14 protein-coding genes are annotated in these 18246 nt (G+C 65.6%); 9 read left to right on the top strand and 5 right to left on the bottom strand.

Going from position 1 to position 18246, the window contains the following annotated elements; translation table 11 throughout:
- Nucleotides 1-1039 precede the first annotated feature (1039 nt).
- From sbnA to AC1DC5_RS14640, 7 genes are read left to right on the top strand one after another with little or no spacing between them, the layout of a single operon-like run.
- Nucleotides 1040-2116, top strand: coding sequence for a 2,3-diaminopropionate biosynthesis protein SbnA (sbnA, locus tag AC1DC5_RS14670; protein ID WP_476865630.1), 1077 nt, complete (start codon nt 1040-1042; stop codon nt 2114-2116).
- 2 nt (nt 2117-2118) lie between these two features.
- The gene (locus AC1DC5_RS14665; protein ID WP_476865642.1) at nt 2119-5220 is read left to right on the top strand and encodes a Pls/PosA family non-ribosomal peptide synthetase; all 3102 of its coding nucleotides are present in this window, start codon (nt 2119-2121) and stop codon (nt 5218-5220) included.
- A gap of 2 nt (nt 5221-5222) precedes the next feature.
- A complete protein-coding gene (locus AC1DC5_RS14660) occupies nt 5223-7835 on the top strand; it encodes a non-ribosomal peptide synthetase (protein ID WP_476865629.1) in 2613 nt (870 codons plus the stop codon).
- Nucleotides 7835-8842, top strand: a complete 1008-nt coding sequence (locus AC1DC5_RS14655) for a TauD/TfdA family dioxygenase (RefSeq protein ID WP_476865628.1) — start codon at nt 7835-7837, stop codon at nt 8840-8842. The genes AC1DC5_RS14660 and AC1DC5_RS14655 overlap by 1 nt, the downstream gene beginning before the upstream one ends.
- Nucleotides 8839-9906, top strand: a complete 1068-nt coding sequence (sbnB, locus tag AC1DC5_RS14650; RefSeq protein ID WP_476865627.1) for a 2,3-diaminopropionate biosynthesis protein SbnB — start codon at nt 8839-8841, stop codon at nt 9904-9906. Before AC1DC5_RS14655 ends, sbnB begins: the two co-directional genes overlap by 4 nt.
- 52 nt (nt 9907-9958) lie before the next feature.
- On the top strand, nt 9959-11083 hold the full coding sequence (locus AC1DC5_RS14645; RefSeq protein WP_476865626.1) for a LuxE/PaaK family acyltransferase: 1125 nt from the start codon (nt 9959-9961) through the stop codon (nt 11081-11083).
- Between the two features lie 24 nt (nt 11084-11107).
- The gene (locus AC1DC5_RS14640) at nt 11108-11404 is read left to right on the top strand and encodes a transposase (RefSeq protein WP_476865625.1); all 297 of its coding nucleotides are present in this window, start codon (nt 11108-11110) and stop codon (nt 11402-11404) included.
- On the opposite strand, the gene AC1DC5_RS14635 is transcribed toward AC1DC5_RS14640, so the two are convergent.
- The gene (locus tag AC1DC5_RS14635; RefSeq protein ID WP_476865624.1) at nt 11340-12359 is read right to left on the bottom strand and encodes a M20/M25/M40 family metallo-hydrolase; all 1020 of its coding nucleotides are present in this window, start codon (nt 12357-12359) and stop codon (nt 11340-11342) included. The two genes, AC1DC5_RS14640 and AC1DC5_RS14635, sit on opposite strands and share 65 nt — an antisense overlap.
- Nucleotides 12360-12586: 227 nt before the next feature.
- On the opposite strand from AC1DC5_RS14635, the gene AC1DC5_RS14630 reads away from it, so the two are divergent.
- Together AC1DC5_RS14630 and AC1DC5_RS14625 are read left to right on the top strand one after the other, a co-directional pair.
- A complete protein-coding gene (locus AC1DC5_RS14630; RefSeq protein ID WP_476865623.1) occupies nt 12587-13717 on the top strand; it encodes an LLM class flavin-dependent oxidoreductase in 1131 nt (376 codons plus the stop codon).
- Nucleotides 13717-14175, top strand: a complete 459-nt coding sequence (locus AC1DC5_RS14625; RefSeq protein WP_441406751.1) for a MarR family winged helix-turn-helix transcriptional regulator — start codon at nt 13717-13719, stop codon at nt 14173-14175. The genes AC1DC5_RS14630 and AC1DC5_RS14625 overlap by 1 nt, the downstream gene beginning before the upstream one ends.
- A 55-nt stretch (nt 14176-14230) precedes the next feature.
- Here AC1DC5_RS14625 and AC1DC5_RS14620 read toward each other — a convergent pair whose 3' ends face one another.
- Genes AC1DC5_RS14620 through AC1DC5_RS14605 form a run of 4 tightly spaced genes read right to left on the bottom strand, consistent with a single transcriptional unit; the run spans nt 14231 to nt 18244 of the window.
- A complete protein-coding gene (locus AC1DC5_RS14620; protein ID WP_476865622.1) occupies nt 14231-15229 on the bottom strand; it encodes a carbohydrate kinase family protein in 999 nt (332 codons plus the stop codon).
- Between the two features lie 29 nt (nt 15230-15258).
- Nucleotides 15259-16320 carry an NAD(P)-dependent alcohol dehydrogenase gene (locus AC1DC5_RS14615; protein WP_441406749.1) on the bottom strand — a complete coding sequence of 354 codons (1062 nt, stop codon included), beginning with the start codon at nt 16318-16320 and terminating at the stop codon, nt 15259-15261.
- A gap of 44 nt (nt 16321-16364) precedes the next feature.
- On the bottom strand, nt 16365-17279 hold the full coding sequence (locus AC1DC5_RS14610; RefSeq protein ID WP_441406748.1) for a carbohydrate ABC transporter permease: 915 nt from the start codon (nt 17277-17279) through the stop codon (nt 16365-16367).
- Nucleotides 17276-18244 carry a carbohydrate ABC transporter permease gene (locus AC1DC5_RS14605; RefSeq protein ID WP_441406747.1) on the bottom strand — a complete coding sequence of 323 codons (969 nt, stop codon included), beginning with the start codon at nt 18242-18244 and terminating at the stop codon, nt 17276-17278. Before AC1DC5_RS14605 ends, AC1DC5_RS14610 begins: the two co-directional genes overlap by 4 nt.
- Nucleotides 18245-18246: the final 2 nt, after the last annotated feature.

Here is an 18246-nt window from a genome sequence, read left to right as displayed (position 1 = left end):
GGCACCGAACGCCCACCTTTCTATCTCGTCAGCAGCCACGGTGCGCTCGGCGGAGGACAGTTCAGTGGCACGCCAGGCCAACGTGAACCCTGGGGCCGCAGCCAGGGGACCAGGGCCGGGTAATTCAGAACGCGTAGTGTCAGCGGCAGTAGTCGGAGGAACCGCCTCCAGGGCTCTGGACGTCAAGACGTCGACGACGTCTTGACGTTGGCGCATGGATAGAGATGATTCTCTCTCAACTGCCATCACTTTGCTGCGTCCACGTAGCGAGCGTGGGAAACGAACTTCTCGGTTAGGACCACCGCTCCCCTAATGTTCGTTTTCTAAGGGGGATTTGCTGCTTATTGAGTCCTGCATCGCGGTTTTAAGCGGCAAATGCGGAGCACGGACGTCTGTTCCATATTCATCAGTTGCATTTGCTTGGGGAGCTAGGCCAGATCGGCGACCAGGACCTTCTTCCCGATCAAGCGAGGCCCGGTGGCCGGCCCGAGGATGACGGACGTCTTCCCCCCGCCGCCCTTCGATTACCTATGGCGGTTTCTCTCACGATGCGCCGGGCGCTTATGGATCTATCAACATGTACCCCTCACTGCTTCTCCCGGTTTAGCGCTGGTAGGGCTCACTGAGAAGGCGGGCGGCAGACTGGGAGGTTCGCCATCTGAGGACGAGGAACGGGCGCCTACGCTAGGTATTATCGGGGCCGCGAGTGCTGGAAGCAGGTACTCGGGGCTTGGATACAGGTACCCGGGGAGGGCGGATACAGGTGCTCGAAGTCATTGCGGTAGGCCACTAAACGTGGCTACTGTCGAAACAGAGGATTGAAGCCCCAAACTGCATTTCGGAGTATCCGCGGTGGGGAAGCCAGGTATTGCTGCTGGGGGAAATAGCGGCGGCCGCGGTATTCCGTTTGTGCCGCTTTGCACGGCATTCCTTGAAAAGTAGAAGGGTCCGGACGAAGATGTCCGCCACCCGTCACACACAAGCTGGCAGGAGCCTCCCCCGTCCCTGACCACGCTCATGACAGGGAACGAGGGAGATCATGCCGATCATCAGGGATCCGCACCTGTATAACGAGCAGAGCCTGTTCGTCGACCTGGAGGGGGTGCTGGGCTGCCGCCTCTTTCTGAAGATTGAGGGGTTCAATTTCGCCGGATCAATCAAGCTTAAGCCCGCGCGGGAGATGGTCGAGCGCGCCGAGCGGGAGGGTCTGATCGGCCCTGGCTCCATCCTCGTGGAGTCCTCATCGGGCAACCTCGGCGTCGCGCTCAGCATGATCGCTGCCAGCAAGGGGTACCGCTTCGTGTGTGTGATCGATCCGCGCTGTAACCCGCCAACCCGGCAACTCATGGAGTCGCTCGGGGCGCAGGTGGACCTGGTCACCGAACCGGATCCCGTCGACGGCTTCCTCGGAGCCCGGCTCAACCACGTGCGGGACCTGTGTGCGTCCGACGAGCGGTACATCTGGCTCAACCAGTACACCAATCCAGGCAATTGGGGAGCGCACTACCGCTGGACTGCCCCCGAGATCTCCAATCAGTTCCCCGACTTGGACGTGCTGTTCGTGGGAGCAGGGACAACGGGGACCTTGATGGGTTGCGCGCGGTACTTCCGTGAGCACCGGCCGGATGTCCGGATTGTCGCGGTCGATGCCGCAGGATCGGTCTCGTTCGGCGGCCAGCCCGCCCCCCGCCTGATCCCGGGACTCGGCATGAGCGTGCGGCCGCCGCAGCTCGACGAGGCCTTGATCGATGACGTGGTGATGGTCGAAGAACTGGACACGGTGCGCGCCTGCCACCGCCTCGCCGCTGCCGGCTTCACGCTCGGTGGCTCCACCGGGACCGTGGTCCACGGCGCCGCGTCTTGGCTCACCGAACACGACGCACAGGACCTGACAACGGTTGCCATTTCCCCGGACATGGGCCGGCCCTACCTGGACACTGTCTACAACCCCGACTGGGTGCACGATCATTTCGGCGCCGAAGCGCTGGCAACCGCCGACGATTTGGCAGGGGCTCCGGGCCGACGGTCCGACCCGGTGTCGGAGCCACAGCACCCGGCACGTGAAGCGGTGGCCGGTTACGCCGCAACCGCCGCCTTAAGGAATTTCGTGCAGTGAAAATGCGTCTCGATAACCTGCAGGGCGCTCCGCGCTCCACATCTTCTATCGATCTCTCCATACCTGATGTAACCGCGGCTCCGGCCGGGAACGGCTCTCCGGCCGCTCCGGCCAAGGGTACGGCCGTTGCCTTGGAGCGCCGGCTGGCGGATCTTCTGGCGTCGGTGGTAAAGAAGGACGACGTCCCCGTGGACGCCAACTTCTTCTACGACCTGGGCGCGGATTCGTTGCTGATGGCACAGTTCTGCGCCCGCGTGCGCAAGCAACCGGACTTGCCAGCGGTGTCGATCAAGGACATCTACCAAAATCCAACGATCTCGGCGCTGGCCGCAGCTCTGGCCCCGGCGGAAGTGGCGTCGGTGACGGTTCAGATCCAGGTGCAGGACCGGTTGGCAGAGGTGCTGTCCGGCGTGCTGGACATTGAGCATGTGCCAGTGGAGGCCGATTTCTTCCTGGACCTGGGCGCGGATTCGCTGATCATGGCGCAGTTCTGCGCCCGCGTGCGCAAGCAGCCGGACCTGCCTGCCGTGTCCATCAAGGACATCTACCAGAACCCAACAATCTCCGCGCTGGCCGCGGCCCTGGTACCGGCCGAGGAGGCGTCGGCGACGGTTCAGGTGCAGGAGCGGCTGGCCGAGGTGCTCGCCGACGTACTCGGCATGCAACAGGTCCCGATGGACGCCGACTTCTTCCAGGACCTGGGCGCGGACTCGCTGGTCATGGCGAAGTTCTGCGCCCGCATGCGTAAGCAGCCGGACCTACCGACGGTCTCGATGAAGGATGTCTACGGTAACCCGAGCGTCTCTGCCCTCGCCGCGGCCCTGCAGGTTCCCCCGCAGCAGGACCGCTTGCAGGAGCCCTCACCGGCCGTGGCTTCGGTGCCGGAGGCTCCGGCGCCCATGGACGCCCGGACCTGGGAGTACGTCATCTGTGGCGCCCTGCAGGTACTCGTCTACCTCGGCTACTGCGTGCTCGCCGGACTGCTCACGGTCAATTGGTACAAGTGGGTGTACCCGGAGGGTGGGCCGGGCCAGGGGACAGAATTCTGGGTAATCTACCTCCGGTCGACCGCCTATGCCGCGGTAGTGTTCGTGGTGATGTGCATCCTTCCCGTGGCGGCAAAGTGGATCATCCTTGGGCGTTTCCGCCCCGGCGAAATCCGGCTGTGGAGCTTGGCCTATTTCCGGTTCTGGCTGGTAAAGACCCTGATGCGAACTTCCCCGCTGGTGCTACTGAGGGGGTCTCCGCTGACCACCTTCTACCTGCGGGCCATGGGCGCCAAGGTGGGCCGCAACGTGACGATCATGACCAACCGCCTGCCGGTCTGCACCGACCTCCTCACGATCGGGGAAGGGACGGTCATCCGCAAGGACGCGGTTTTGAACGGCTACCGCGCCCACGGCGGCGTCATCCAGCTGGGCGCGCTGACGCTGGGCCGGGACGTCATCGTCGGCGAGGGGAGCGTTTTGGATATCGGCACCGCATTGGGAGATGGGTCGCAGTTGGGCCACCGATCCACCCTGTACACCGGCCAGTCCGTGCCCGCCGGCGAACGGTGGCACGGGTCGCCCGGCAGGCGCACTGAGGTGGATTATGGCGGAGTCGAGGCCAGGCCCTACTCGCCCTGGCGCCGGGGATGGTTCGCCACCTCCCAGCTGATCAGCACGATTGGCTTTGGCCGCATTCTGCTAAGCCAGATTGTCGTGTTGGTCGTCATGGCGAACCCCAACGTGGCGGCACTCCTGGGGACGCAGGCGTTCGCGTTCACCAACTGGGTCTTCTACGCCGACGCCATTGCCTATGCCGCTCTTGCTGTCTTCGGTGGCACGGTCGTATCGTTGCTCATCGTCACCACCGTCCCGCGGGTGGTTCAACGCGCCGTCAAGCCGGACACGGTGTACCCGCTGTTCGGCCTGCGGCACGCGGCGGAGCGGGCGGTGTTGAGAATGACCAACAGGCCCATGCTGACGGGATTGTTCGGCGACAGCTCGTACGTCGTGCACTACGCGCGGGCCATCGGGTACAAGCAGCCGCAGGTCCAGCAGACCGGCTCGAACCTGGGCACGGGGTTCAAACACGACAGCCCGTTCCTTTCGACGATAGGCAGCGGCACGATGATCGCCGACGGGGTGTCGTTTATGAACACCGATTTCTCGGCGACGTCGTTCAAGGTCAGCCGGGCGGCGATCGGCGCACACAACTTCCTGGGCAACGCCGTGCTCTTCCCTGCCGGGGCCAGGACCGGGGACAACTGCCTGCTCGCGACCAAGGTGATGGTCCCCCTCGACGGACCGTTGCGCCACGACGTAGGTCTGCTCGGGTCACCGCCGTTCGAGATCCCCCGCTCGGTCCTCCGGGACGCCCTCCCCGAGGAGTATTCAAAACGTGCGCACTTCCGTCGGAACCTGGCAGCCAAGAACAGGTACAACCTGCGCACGATGGCCCTCTTGATGCTGGTGCGGTGGCTCAACATCTCACTGGCCATGATCATCATGTTCGCCGCCCTCGAATTGTCCGATCAGTTCAGTTTCCTTGCCCTCAGCGCGGCCTTTGTCCTGATGCTCGTGGTTGGCTTGTTGGTCCCCATCGGCATCGAGCATCTCGGGAGGGGACTGAAACCGCTTCAGCCCCAGCTCTGCTCCATCTACAACCCCTATTTCTGGTGGCACGAGCAGTACTGGAAGATGTCGCTGCAGAGCCGATACGCAAGCCTCCTCAACGGGACGCCGTTCAAGCCGCTGGTCTGGCGTTTGCTCGGCGTACGGATCGGAAGCCGGGTCTTCGATGACGGCTGCGGCATTATCGAGCGGACCTTGGTCACGATCGGTTCCCGTTGCACCTTGAACGCCGGCACCACCCTCCAATCCCATTCCCAGGAAGACGGCATGTTCAAGTCGGACCGCATCGTTGTTGGCGACGATGTCACCCTCGGCGTCTCCGCGTTCGTCCACTACGGCGTTACCGTCGAAGACGGCGCGGTCGTCGGCGCCGACTCCTTCGTCATGAAGGGGACCACTCTCACCCGCGGATCCCTGTGGGCCGGCAACCCGGCCGAAGAGGCCCAAGACGCCGCAATGTCCCCCCTCGCGCTGGAAAGGGCCTGATCATGACCACCACCTCTGCGTTGACCTGCCGCACCGCTGGCGGCTCGTCGGGCCCGGGCAAAGACCGAACCGCGCCCGCGGGTGCCGCGCTGACGGTGATTCCCAGGTGGACGCAGGAGCGCCAGCCGGATCAGGGCCGGATCGAAGTGGCTGTGCCACAGGACCTGTTCGAGGCCGTGCGGACGCTGGCCCAGAGCCTGCAGGTGGTTCCATCCTCGATCTGGCTGGCGGCACACTCGAGAGTGCTCCACGCGTTGTCCGGCGAAACAGAGGTCACGACCGGTTGCAAGGACGCGTTCGGGACCTGGCAGTGCACCCTTGATCTGGCGCACCGGTCCTGGCGGGCCCTCGTCTCCGATGCGAACGGCCGCCTGATCCGGCCCCGTACGGAACAGTCCACCCCCGGGCAGGCTAGTCACGAGCCGGCCGCCCCGGGCTACGAAGTCGTGTTCGGCGGTCTTCGGGACGACGATTCCGAGCTGCCGGAGGGCATCGTGCTCGGTATTTCGGTCGGACACGCGACCATCGGCGAGGTGCTTCGCCTGAAGTATCGCGGGGATGTTCTCGACGCAGATGCCGCCCGCCGCATCGCCAGCTACTACCTCGCCGCGCTCCGTGGCGTGGTAGCGGACCCGGGGGCGGATCCCTTGGACACCGACCTAGTCGGCCAGGAGGAGCGGCGCTTCCAGATTGAGCAGCTCGCCGGGCCCGAGCGGCCCCGGCCCCAGCGGCGCTTCCACGAGCTGTTCGAGGAGCGCGTTCGGCAGCGTCCCGAACAAATCGCGGCCGTTCAGGACGCCCGGGAGTGGACGTACGCGGAGCTAAACGCCCGCGCCAACCGGATAGCCCGTGGTCTGCTCTCGCGCGGGCTGCGCGCGGAGGACATCGTGGCAGTCGTCGCCGAACGGGATCTGGAGTGGATGGCCGCTGTGATCGGCATCTTCAAAGCCGGAGGCGCATATCTGCCGATCGAGCCGCACTTTCCGGCCGACCGAATCGCCAGAACGCTCACGCGGGCCGGGGCCCGGGTGGTGCTCACCGAAGGCGGCAGCACCACCACCCTCGATGAGGCGCTGGAAGGAGTGCCTGCAGTGACGAAGCTCTTGTTCGAGGACATCGAGGCCGAGGGGCATCCCGCCGACGACCTCGGCCTGGAGATTCGTCCCGATCAGCTCGCCTACGTCTATTTCACCTCCGGGTCCACTGGCGAGCCGAAAGGCGCGATGTGCGAGCACGACGGCATGGTGAACCACCTGTACGCCAAGATCGAGGACCTGGGGATCGGCCCCGGGGACGTCGTCGCCCAGACCGCACCCCAGTGCTTCGACATCTCGCTGTGGCAACTGGTCTCGGCGCTGCTCGTCGGCGGCCGCACACTCATCGTCGGGCAGGACCGGATCCTCGACGTCGAGCGGTTCATCGACACGGTGGAACGGGGCGCGGTGGCGGTCTTCCAAGTCGTTCCGTCGTATCTGGACGCCGTGGTGGCGTACCTGGGCGGCAGGCCTCGCGCCCTGCCGCACCTCCGCTGCGTCTCGGCCACAGGGGAGGCTCTAAAGCGCGAGCTGGTCCGCCGCTGGTTCGACGTGATGCCGGACGTCAAGCTGGTCAACGCTTACGGGCTCACGGAAACCTCCGACGACACGAACCACGAAGTTTTGAGTGCAGCGCCCCCGGGCGGCTCTGTGCCACTTGGCCCGCCAATCCCGAACGTCCGGATCCACATCCTCGACGAGCGGCAGCGCCTTGTGCCGCTTGGAGCACCGGGCGAGATCGCCTTCTCCGGGGTGTGTGTGGGCCGCGGCTACATCAACGACCCGCAGCGCACCGCGCTGGCCTACTCCACCGACCCCTACGTGGAGGGCGCGCGACTCTACCGGGCCGGCGACTACGGCCGTTGGTCCCCGGACGGCAAGCTGGAGTACCTGGGGCGGCGGGACAACCAAGTCAAGATCTCCGGGTTCCGCATCGAGATCGGCGACATCGAAAACGCGCTGCTGCGGGTTCCCGCCGTCCGCGACGGCGCCGTCGTCGTCGGTGAGGGCGCCGGGCAGTCCAAGTTCCTGGTGGCGTTCTATTCCGGCAACCGGCCGCTCGAGGTCGACGAAATCCGCAGCGAGATGGCTGCCCGGGTACCAGGCTACATGGTTCCTTCGACGTACAGGTGGCAGGAGAGCCTGCCCCTGACCGGCAACGGGAAGATCGACCGGAAGGCTTTGACCCGCATGGCGCGCGAGGTCATTCCCGAGGCCGGCACCGCCACCGAAGCCCTCTCGGCGGCCGAGCAGCGGCTTGCGGAGGCATGGGTGACGGTGCTCGGCCTGCCGATGGGCCGGATCGGCGGGCAGGACTCGTTCTTTGCACTGGGCGGGACCTCGCTGTCCGCGGTGAAGCTCGCGGTACTGCTCAAGCGCGCAGTGTCGATCAAGGACATCATGCAGACGCCCATCCTGGCAGACCTGGCGACCCTGCTCGAAGCCTCGTCCCCTGCGGACACAGCCGTTCCGCCGGCCCCGCGGACGGCGGGAGCCGTCGCGGAGCCCGACTCCATGGCCCCGCCAGGAGGACCGGTTGGCCTCTCCCACCCGCTACCCATGAAACGAAAGGACCTCTGATGTCGTCTCCTACACCCAGGATCCAGTTCGACGTGGAACGCCAAGCCGGCCGGGTGCCGCTGCTCATCGTCGAGAACGGCCACGAGCCCGTGCTGTGGGCCGAAGAGAACCGAGAGGCGCTGCGTGCGGCGGTGGATGAGCACGGCGCCGTCCTGGTCCGCGGTCTGGGCCTCCGTGATCCAGCCGAAGTGGCCGATGCCTTCCACCGGCTGGTTTCAGGCCGCCTCATGCCGGACCGGGAGGCTTTCGCCGCCAGGCAGCCCTACTTGGACGGCGTGTACTCATCCCTGGCATGGCCCGCGAACCAGCCGATGTGCATGCACCACGAGCTCAGCTACGCGCTCGAGTTCCCCGGCCTGATGCTCTTCGCCTGCCTTCAGGCACCCAGTGTCGGTGGGGTGACCGGTGTGGCGGACGCCAGTGCCGTGCTCGATGCCCTGCCGCCTGACATCGTCCGTCGGTTCGAAAGCCAGGGGTGGCTGCTCGCCCGCAGCTACAACGGGGACATCGGTGCCTCCTATGAGGAGGCGTTCGGGGTCTCAGACCGCGCGGATGTCGAGAGCTACTGCCGGGCGCACGAGATCGAGCTCGAGTGGCAGCCCGATGGGGAGCTGCGCACCCGGCAACGGCGCCCTGCCGTGGTTCGGCACCCGGCGACTGGCCAACCCTGTTGGTTCAACCAGGTTGCGTTCCTGAGCGAATGGACGACCGCACCCGAGGTGCGGGAATACCTGGTGGACGTCTACGGTCCTGATGGGCTGCCGTTCAACACCCGTTTCGGCAACGGAGAGCCGATCGGTGAGGAAATCATTGCCCTCCTGAACGAGGTATATGAGGCCCATACCCTCCGCACCCCCTGGGAGACGGGGGACCTCATGCTGGTCGACAACATCCGCATGGCGCATAGCCGCGAGGCCTATGAGGGGCCTCGGGAGATTCTTGTCGGCATGGCCGAGCCGCGCAACATTTTCGATCTCGACACCCACAACCAGGACGGTGCACGATGACAGAGCTTGCCAGTTCCCCTGCCGCAGCGGCCGCAGAGCCGAAGACGGTTCCGCCCTTCGCGGTCATCTCAGGGGCCCAGGTGCAGCAGGTGCTTCAGGGACGAGAAAAGGAGGTCATCGAGCTGGTCGAGCAGACCTACCGCGTGCATGCAGCCGGAGATTCGGTGAACCCCCCGTCTTATTTCCTGCGCTTCCCGGACCGGCCTACCTCGCGCATCATCGCCCTGCCGGCCTCGGTCGGCGGACAAGTAGAGGTTGACGGCATCAAATGGGTCTCCAGCTTCCCGGAAAATGTGGCATCTGGAATTCCGCGCGCCTCTGCGGTGTTGATCCTCAACGACCAGGCAACGGGGTACCCCTTGGCTTGCATGGAGGGCTCCATCATCAGCGCCTCCAGGACCGCTGCATCTGCCGCCGCTGCTGCCGACTGGCTCAGCCGGGGACGCGGACGTCCCCGGCGCATAGGGTTCTTGGGCGTTGGCCTCATTGCCCGCTACATCCACACCTTCCTTAAGGCCGCCGGCTGGTCTTTCGACGAGATCGGGGTGTTCGACCTCTCGGGTGAGAGTGAGGAGGGTTTCAAGGGCTATCTCGAGCGCAGCGGTACAGGTGCCCGGGTGACCGTGCACGACGGCCCCGAGCAGCTGATCAGAAGCAGCGACCTAGTCGTGTTCGCCACGGTGGCGGGCCAGCCGCACGTACACGATACGACGTGGTTCGCGCACAACCCGCTGGTGCTGCACGTGTCCCTGCGCGATCTGGCCCCTGAGATCCTGCTGGCGTCCACCAACATCCTCGACGACGTCGACCACTGCCTGAAAGCCGGGACGTCGGCCCACCTCGCGGAGCAGAAGGTCGGCAACAGGGACTTCGTGGACGGCACCTTGGCCGACGTCATGGAAGGCAGGGTTTCGCTGACGGACGACCGCCCTATTGTGTTCTCGCCGTTCGGACTGGGCGTGCTCGACTTGGCAGTCGGCAAGTACGTCTACGACGAACTTGCCGGCAGTGGCCAGCTCCGGGTGGTCGAGGATTTCTTTTCCGAGTTGCGTCGGTACGGCTGACCCTGCGGCGCAGACCGCATTCATCGATTCGCACTCACTGAGGAGTGACGCAATGCTCTCCCTACCGCAGATGCTGGGGAATGTGTCCAAGGCCTACGTCCAGTCCCCTGAGGACTGGGCCGGGTCGGTCACCGACGTCCTACGGGACGCCGCGATCTACCACCAGGCCGCAAACGGCTTCTACCGCGCCCAGTGTGACGCCCTGGGAGTCGACCCCGCCGCGATCAAGGACATCAACGACCTGCGATCCCTGCCACTGTTGCCGGTCGGCATGTTCAAGCGTCCCGACGCCAAGGTGCTGCTTACTTGCTCCCTGGCCGACGTCGAGACCGAGACCCGCTCCAGCGGAACCCGCGGTGTCCCCTCCGTCATCCCCCGCAACAGCGAGACAATGACCCTGGCGCTGGTCGCCATGCTCGGCACCTACCGGGAGTTCTTCAACCTGTCCGGGGGCGCGGGACTTTTCTTGAACCCGTCGGACCCGGAAGCCTCGGAGATGGGACTGCTCAAGGACTTAAACATCCTGAACAGCGTCTTCGACCACCACGCATATCTCGTTGCCGATCAGGCGTTCGACGCCGGGGAGGCGCTGGAGCACCTGCGACGTTGGGAGGGACATATGACACGCCACATCGTCAGTCCGCCGTTCCTCATCGACCGGCTCCTCCGGTTCCTTGAGCGGGAGGATATCAGTGTGCGCTTGGACCCGTTCAGCATGATCATCACTCTCGGGGGCTGGAAGCGGCACACAGCCGAGGCCATCCCTAATGAGAGTTTTCGGGAACGGTGCCACGACTTGCTCGGCGTGCTTCCGGTGAACGTGCGCGACATGTACGGGATGATCGAGTCGAACATGCTCGCTGTCGAATGCCACCTGCATCGCAAACACGTTCCGCCATGGTGCTACATCTCCATCCGGGACCCTGCCCAAAGCGCCAAGGAGATCGCCCCGGGAGAGACCGGCACCATCGCCGTACTGGACGCCCTCAGCACCAGCTACCCCGGTTTCCTCCTCACCGACGACATGGGCGACGTCGAGACCGGCACCTGCGGGTGCGGCAGAACCGGCCAGGTCATCAACTTCCGCCGCCGGGGGCAGGGCGGCGGGCTTGGCCACTGCCCAGTCAGCATCGAGCGCTACGTCGGTTCGGGCACTACTGAATCGCACCGGGTTTGATGGAGACATCGATTACCAGGAAGGATGATTCCCGCGCCAGCACAACGGAAGTACCCAAATGAGCTGCGTGAGCGCGCAATGCGCATGGCCATTGATGCAAGGAAAGACCCTGCGACCAGGACCGGTGCGTTCCGCCGGATCGGCGAGCGGCTCGGCGTGAATCCCGAGGCACTGCGGACCTGGGTGAGCCGGGCCGAGACCGACGAGGGCCCGCCGAAGCGGCGTGGTGCTGTAACCGTTCTGCTGGAGCTGGATGTCAGCCGGGTGGGGCCAGGGCGTAGGTGGCGGTGGCATAGGCCATTGCGGCGGACATTTCCTTGAGCAGGTCGGCGTTGGCGTTGCTGGTGGTGTCGCAGGCCTTGTGGTAGCAGGAATCGAGGACCTTGCCGGCCACCCCGCCGTAGGCCTGCACCTGGGCTTTGGTCTTTTTCCCCTCCTCGCCGGTGAACAGCCCGCCGCCGGGAATGCCTGCCCTGAGGAACGGGTCGTAATCGGAGTCGCCGTCCTCAAAGGGCGTTGTTTCCGCCGGCAGCGAGTTGCTTTCGAAGAACCGGAAAAAGACCTCCTCGATCTCCTGGGAGCCCTTCGGCCCGGCATCCCCGACCTCCGATCCGTCGCCGTCGTGGAAGGACCGTACACCGTTCGGCGAGGCTGCCATGTCCACGTTCAGGTAGGCCGCCGTCTGGTCCTTCTCGGCCTTGCTCAGCTCGTTGACGTAATGCCGGGAACCGTCGAGGTCATTCTCCTCGGCGCCCCAGAACGCAAACCGAACCCGGTTCGCCGGGCTGATCCCGTTCTCCTTCATCCACTTCGCCGTCTCAAGGATGGCCGCGACGCCGCTGCCGTTGTCGTTGATCCCGGGGCCTTCTTCCACGGAGTCCAGGTGCCCGCCCACCACCACGGTGTGATCGGCACTGCCGCCGGTGTCGGCCAGGATGTTGAAACTCTCCACCTGCTTCCGGTTCCTGCCGTCACCCCGGTACGTGAACGTCTGCCGGACCGGGGTGTACCCGGCGGCGCGCAGTTGCTCCTCAACATACCGGCCGGATGCCTCATAGCCGGACGTGCCCGCCGCGCGGTTCCCGCCGTTGTCATCGGCAATCCGCTGCAGCGCCTCAAGATGGCCCATCATGCCCCGGCCGCTGAACTCCGCCAGCAACGCCCTCGGATCCGCACCACCGGCAGGATTCAGCCGCGAGGCAGTGCAGCCAGAGAGCACAAGACTGATTGCGAGCAAGATGGCTGCGGCCGCAGCCGTTCCGGGCCTTTTCATCATGTGGACATCCTCCATACCCGAAGATAACGTCCAGACCGTTCCAGAGGAAGACTTTGCCCGGGTGGCAACGGCTCCCGTCCCTCATTTGGTGGCCTCCGGCCCGCCCCGCACAGCCAAGGGAATATTTGGCCGTGGCGGGCGTTGTACCGGTCGATAGATGCAAATGCATGTAAATCGGTTATAGTAGGAACAGCTCCCGGAAGTCTCCGGCCACGGAAAGGCACATCATGCAGATCGGCGTATTCAGCGTCAGCGACATCACCACCGACCCCACCACGGGCCGCACCCCGACGGAGCACGAACGCATCAAGGCGTCCGTGGCGATCGCCAAAAAGGTCGAGGAAATCGGCATGGATGTCTACGCCATCGGCGAGCACCACAACCGGCCCTTCTTCTCCTCCTCCCCCACCACCACCCTGGCCTACATCGCCGCCCAGACGGAGCGCATCATCCTGTCCACGGCCACCACGCTGATCACCACGAATGACCCGGTGAAGATCGCCGAGGATTTCGCCATGCTCCAGCACCTCTCGGACGGACGCGTGGACCTGGTCCTGGGCCGGGGCAACACCGCCCCCGTCTATCCCTGGTTCGGCAAGAACATCCAGGACGGGATCGAACTCGCGATCGAGAACTACTCCCTGCTGCGCCGGCTCTGGGACGAGGACACGGTCAACTGGTCCGGCAAGCACCGCACGCCGCTGCAGAACTTCACGTCCACCCCGCGCCCGCTCGACGGCGTCGCCCCCTTCGTCTGGCACGGCTCCATCCGCACGCCTCAGATCGCCGAAGTTGCCGCGTACTACGGCGACGGCTTCTTCGCGAACAACATCTTCTGGCCCAAGGAGCACTACCAGCAGCTGATCGGCCTCTACCGCGAGCGCTACGAGCACTACGGCCACGGCAAGGCAGACCAGGCCATTGTGGGCCTCGGCGGCCAGTTCTTCATGCGGAAGAACTCGCAGGACGCCGTCAAGGAGTTCCGCCCCTACTTCGACAACGCCCCGGTCTACGGCCACGGCCCGTCGCTGGAGGACTTCACGTCACAGACCCCGCTGACCGTCGGCAGCCCGCAGGAAGTCATTGAAAAGACCCTGACCTTCCGCGAGTACTTCGGCGACTACCAGCGCCAGCTGTTCCTGATCGATCACGCCGGCCTGCCGCTGAAGACCGTGCTGGAGCAGCTGGACCTGTTCGGCGAAGAGGTCCTGCCGGTCCTCCGCAAGGAATACGCCGACAAGACCCCCGCCCACGTCCCCGAACCGCCCACCCACGCCGGACGCGTGGCAGCCTCACTCGCCGCAGCCGCGCAGTCCGTCAGCGAATCCGCCGGCCCCGCCGGCACTACGAGCGCGTGATGTCCGCGAAGACCGAATCACCGGTGCGCCTGGCCGCGGAAACCTGGGAATCCCTGTTCCGCGCCCAGGTGGCGGTGATGCGCAGGCTGCAGGCCGGCCCGGCCTTCAAGGGCCTTGCCATCAACGAGTACGACGTGCTGTTTACGCTGTCGCGCTGTCCGTCCGGCTGGCTCCGTCAGAACGAGCTCAACGACCACGTGCTGCTGAGCCAGTCCAGCCTGAGCCGGCTGGTGGAGCGGCTTGAAAAGCGCGGCCTGGTGGAGCGGATGCCTTCCCCCGACGACGGGCGCGGCGTCCTGGTCAGGCTCACCGAGGCGGGCTGGGAGCTGCAGAAGCAGATCGGCCGGGAGCACGTCCGGGACATCGCCGCCCTGGTGGTTCCGGCGCTGACCGTGGCCGAGCAGCAGGAGCTGCTGCGTCTGACGGAGAAGCTGCGGGCCTCCGTGGCGGCACGCTGAGCCGCGGCTTCCTCGGGTGCCTCAACGCTGATTACCTCCACGCCCACTAGCTGCGTCAGCTGTGCCGCCGCTGATGTTCCGGCCTGGAACCCCCGCCCGTCGAAGGCCACGTCAACGGACCCAGTTCGTCCTTCCGTGGCGGATTGGCACCCCGCCTGGAGCAGGTGATCGCTGCCGCGCGGTTGGCATAAGCAACCAAGGCCTTCAAGTCCTCAGGTGTCAGGCTGCACAGCCGTGTTCTGCCTCCCTCCGCCCCGAGGGCGCCCAGTTGGGCGAGTCCGGCGATGAGGCCTGCCATAAAGGAGTCGCCGGCGCCCACGGTATCCGCCACGGTGGTGGATTCGGCCACCATCTCCACCCGCCCGTTCCGAGACAGGATGACCGGCCCCGCGGCACCCCGCGTCACTGCTACGACCGCCGGGCCAAGCGCCAGCCAGGCTTCCAGGGTTTCCTCCGGGGTCCGGTCCGGGTAGAGCCAGTTAAGGTCTTCGTCGCTGGCTTTGACGACGTCGCTCGCCGCTACGAAGAGTTCAGCCTTCTGGCGCGCCACGGCCGCATCGGGGCTGATGCCCGGCCGGCAGTTGGGATCGTAACTGACGGTCGCGTGCTCGCGGGCCGCCTGCACGAGGGCGAGCGTGCCCCGATCCCCCGGCGGCAGCACAGCAGCAATCGATCCTGTGTGGACGTGGGTGGAACCTTCGACGGCGGCCAGGGCAGGCAGGGCGTTCCCGTTGATTTCCCAGCTGATGGAAAAGGTGTAGTCGGCGGCACCGTCGGGACCCAGCGTGGCGAGCGCCGTCGACGTCGGCGTGGTTCCGCCGTTGATCACCTGGACCCGGTTTGTAGTCAGGTGTTCTTCGATCAGGAGGCCGTGCCGGTCATCGGCATAGTGGGTCACCAGGCTCGTCCGCAGGCCCAGGCGGGCAGCCCCCACCGCCACGTTGAGGGGGCTGCCGCCCGGGTGGACCTGGACCGCCTCAGGCCGGCGGGGGTCGCTGATGATGTCCACTAGGGACTCGCCGATAACGACCACCCTCAATTCATGTGCTGGCATGGCTGCTTCCTGGCAGTGGGTGGAGTTCGTTAGCGGCCCGGGTACACGACGGCTTTGAGCTGGCCGGCCTGTCTGCCGGCTTTGAGCGCGTCTTCGGAGTCGGCGAGGTCGAACCTTCCGGTGACCAGGATGTCCAGGTCCACCTTCCCGTCCGCGATCAGCTGGATGGCCAGCGGCCACGTGTTCGTATAGCGGAATACTCCAGAGAGCCAAATCTCCCGGTTCTGGATATACGAGACGGGGAGTTCGACGTCGTCGGCCCCGAGCCCCACCAGGATGACCCGGCCGGCCGGTCCAACGGCCTTGATTCCGGAGCGGACGGCCTGCGGGGCGCCGGACGCGTCGATGAACGCATCGACGTCGAGCCCTTCAGCACTGTCCGTCCTGGCGTTCAGGGCATGGGTGGCACCGTGTTCGAGGGCAAACGCCAACCGGTCCGCGGCGATGTCCGAAATGTAGATTTCGGTGGCGCCGAATGCCCGGGCGGCCTGGGCGGCGATGATGCCGATGGGGCCGGCCCCCGCGATCAGGACCCGGCTTCCGGGCTTGATCTGGGCGCGTTCGCAGGCCCAGAGCCCGACGGAGAGCGGTTCGATGAGGGCTGCGGCCTCGTCACTGACGTTGTCCGGGATGTCGTAGGCGAAGTCGCTCTGGATGGTGACGTATTCGGCGAAGGCGCCGTCGATCGGCGGGGTGGCGTAGAACTCGATGTCGGGGCACAGGTTGTACCGGCCGGCTTTGCACTGCTTGCAGGTGCGGCAGGGCCGCTGGGGTTCGACGGCGACCCGCTGGCCGATGCGGGCGGTGTCCACGGCGCTGCCGACGGCGGCGATCCGGCCGGAGAGCTCGTGGCCGAGGATCAGCGGGTGGTCCACGACGTAGTCGCCGATCCGGCCGTGCTCGTAGTAGTGGACGTCGCTGCCGCAGACGCCGACGGCAGCGACCTGGACGAGGACCTGGTCCGCGTCAAGGTCCGGGACGGCCAGGTTTTCCAGAGCCATCTCGCCCTGGCGTTTGAGGACGGCGGCGCGCATCGTGGCGGGGACCTCCGGGTGTCCGGGGGTGCGGGGCTGTGCGGTTGAGGTTGTCATCGAAGAATTCCTTATGCTGGACGAATCGAAGAAGCGGGGGCTGGCTATTTGACGGCGCCGAGGGAGAGTCCCTGGACGAGCTTGTCCTGGGCGGCGAAGCCAGCGAAGAGCACCGGCAGGGAGACCACGACGGCGGCCGCGCAGACCTTGGCGAGGAACAGGCCCTGGCCTGACACGAAGCCGGTGAGGAAGACCGGGGCGGTGCCGGCCACGACTCCGGTGAGGACCCGGGCCAGGAGCAATTCGTTCCAGCTGAAAATGAAGCAGATCAGGGCGGTTGCGGCAATGCCGGGCATCGCCACGGGGGCGACCACCTTGCGGAGCGTCAGCAGCAGGCCGGCACCGTCAATCTGGGCGGCCTCCAGCATTTCGACCGGCACTTCGTCGAGGAAGGAGCGCATCATCCACACGGCGATGGGCAGGTTCATCGACACATACATCAGGACCAGGAACCAGATGTTGTCCAGCGCGCCGATGTTCTTGGCGACGAGGTAGAGCGGCAGGACCGCGGCAACGACGGGCATCATCTTCGTGGAGAGGAAAAAGAACATCACGTCGGTCCACTTCTTCACCGGCCGGATGGACAGCGCGTAGGCGGCGGGGATGGCCAGCAGCAGCACCAAGATGGTGGAGAAGATCGAGGCGGTGGCGGAGTTGATCAGGGACGGCCACGGGCTGACCCCGGATGTTGCCCCGAAGAACTCCTGGTAGGCGTCCAGCGTCAGGGGGGCGAAGATGGAGGGCGGGTTGGTCGCGGCGTCCGCCTCCGAGTGGAAGGACGTCAGGATCATCCAGAGCACCGGTACCGCGAACATCAGGGCCAGCAGCCAGGCCGCGACCCCGGCAGCCGTGTTGTTCCGGGTGGGATCCATTCGGGACTTGCGACGGCGCCGGGAACCCGTGGGGCGGGCGGGGCCCGTGACAGATGCCCGGGGCTCGGTGGGGGTGAGCGTGCTCATCGTGCTGCCTCCTTCTTGAAGAGCGAGAATACGGTGCGGAGTGCGAAGGTCGCCACGATGATGGTGCCGATGACCACCACGACGCCGGCGGCGGACGCCAGCCCATATTCGTTGGCGTAGTAGAACGTCTCGTAAATGGCGTAAGGCAGGTTGGCCGTGCCCAGGCCGCCCGACGTGAGGGTGAAGACGGCATCGAAATTCTGCACGATGTAGATGGCTCCGAGCAGCCCGCCGAGTTCGAGGTACTGCCGCAGGTGCGGCAGGGTGAGGTGGTGGAAGATCGCCCAGGGAGTGGCGCCGTCCATTTGGGCGGCCTCGACCGTGTCCATGGGACGGGACTGCAGGCCGGCGAGCAGGATGAGCATCATGAATGGGGTCCACTGCCAGACCAGGGAGATGATGATGGCCAGCAGGGGCGCCGAGGTCAGCAGGTCAGTCTGCGGCGGGTTGTCGCTGCCGAACAGTGACCAGACCCAGGTGAGGGTGCCGTTGATCAGGCCGTAGACGGGGTTGAGGATGGCGTGCTTCCAGATGAGCGCCGCAGCCACCGGCACCACGAGGAAGGGTGCGATCAGCAGGGTCCTGGCCAGTCCGCGGCCGATGAACTTTTTGTCCAGGAGCAGAGCGAGTCCGAGGCCGAGGAGCAGGCTGGCCAGGACCACCGAGACGGTCATGACGATGGTGGTAATGATCGCCTGCTGAAAGTAGGGGTCGGTGAGAACCTGGACGTAGTTCTCGAACCCGGCAAACCCGGTGGTGTCCGGGCTCATGCTGTTCCAGTTCATGAACGAGATGGCCAGGGTCCCCACGAACGGGAGCTGGGTGACGATGATGAGGAAGATCAGGGCCGGCAGCAGCGGTGCACGCCGCACCCAGGCCACAGCCCGTTCCCGCGCCTTGGTGTCCCTGGAAGGTTTGGCTGTGCTGCTCCCGTGCCGGGAGACGCGCGCCGTTGCGTTTGTCATGA

It is taken from the genome of Arthrobacter sp. 10L424 (genome assembly GCF_056395325.1).
The sequence above is the reverse complement of the archived record's forward strand: the minus strand, read 5'-3'. Positions and strand labels throughout refer to the sequence as shown.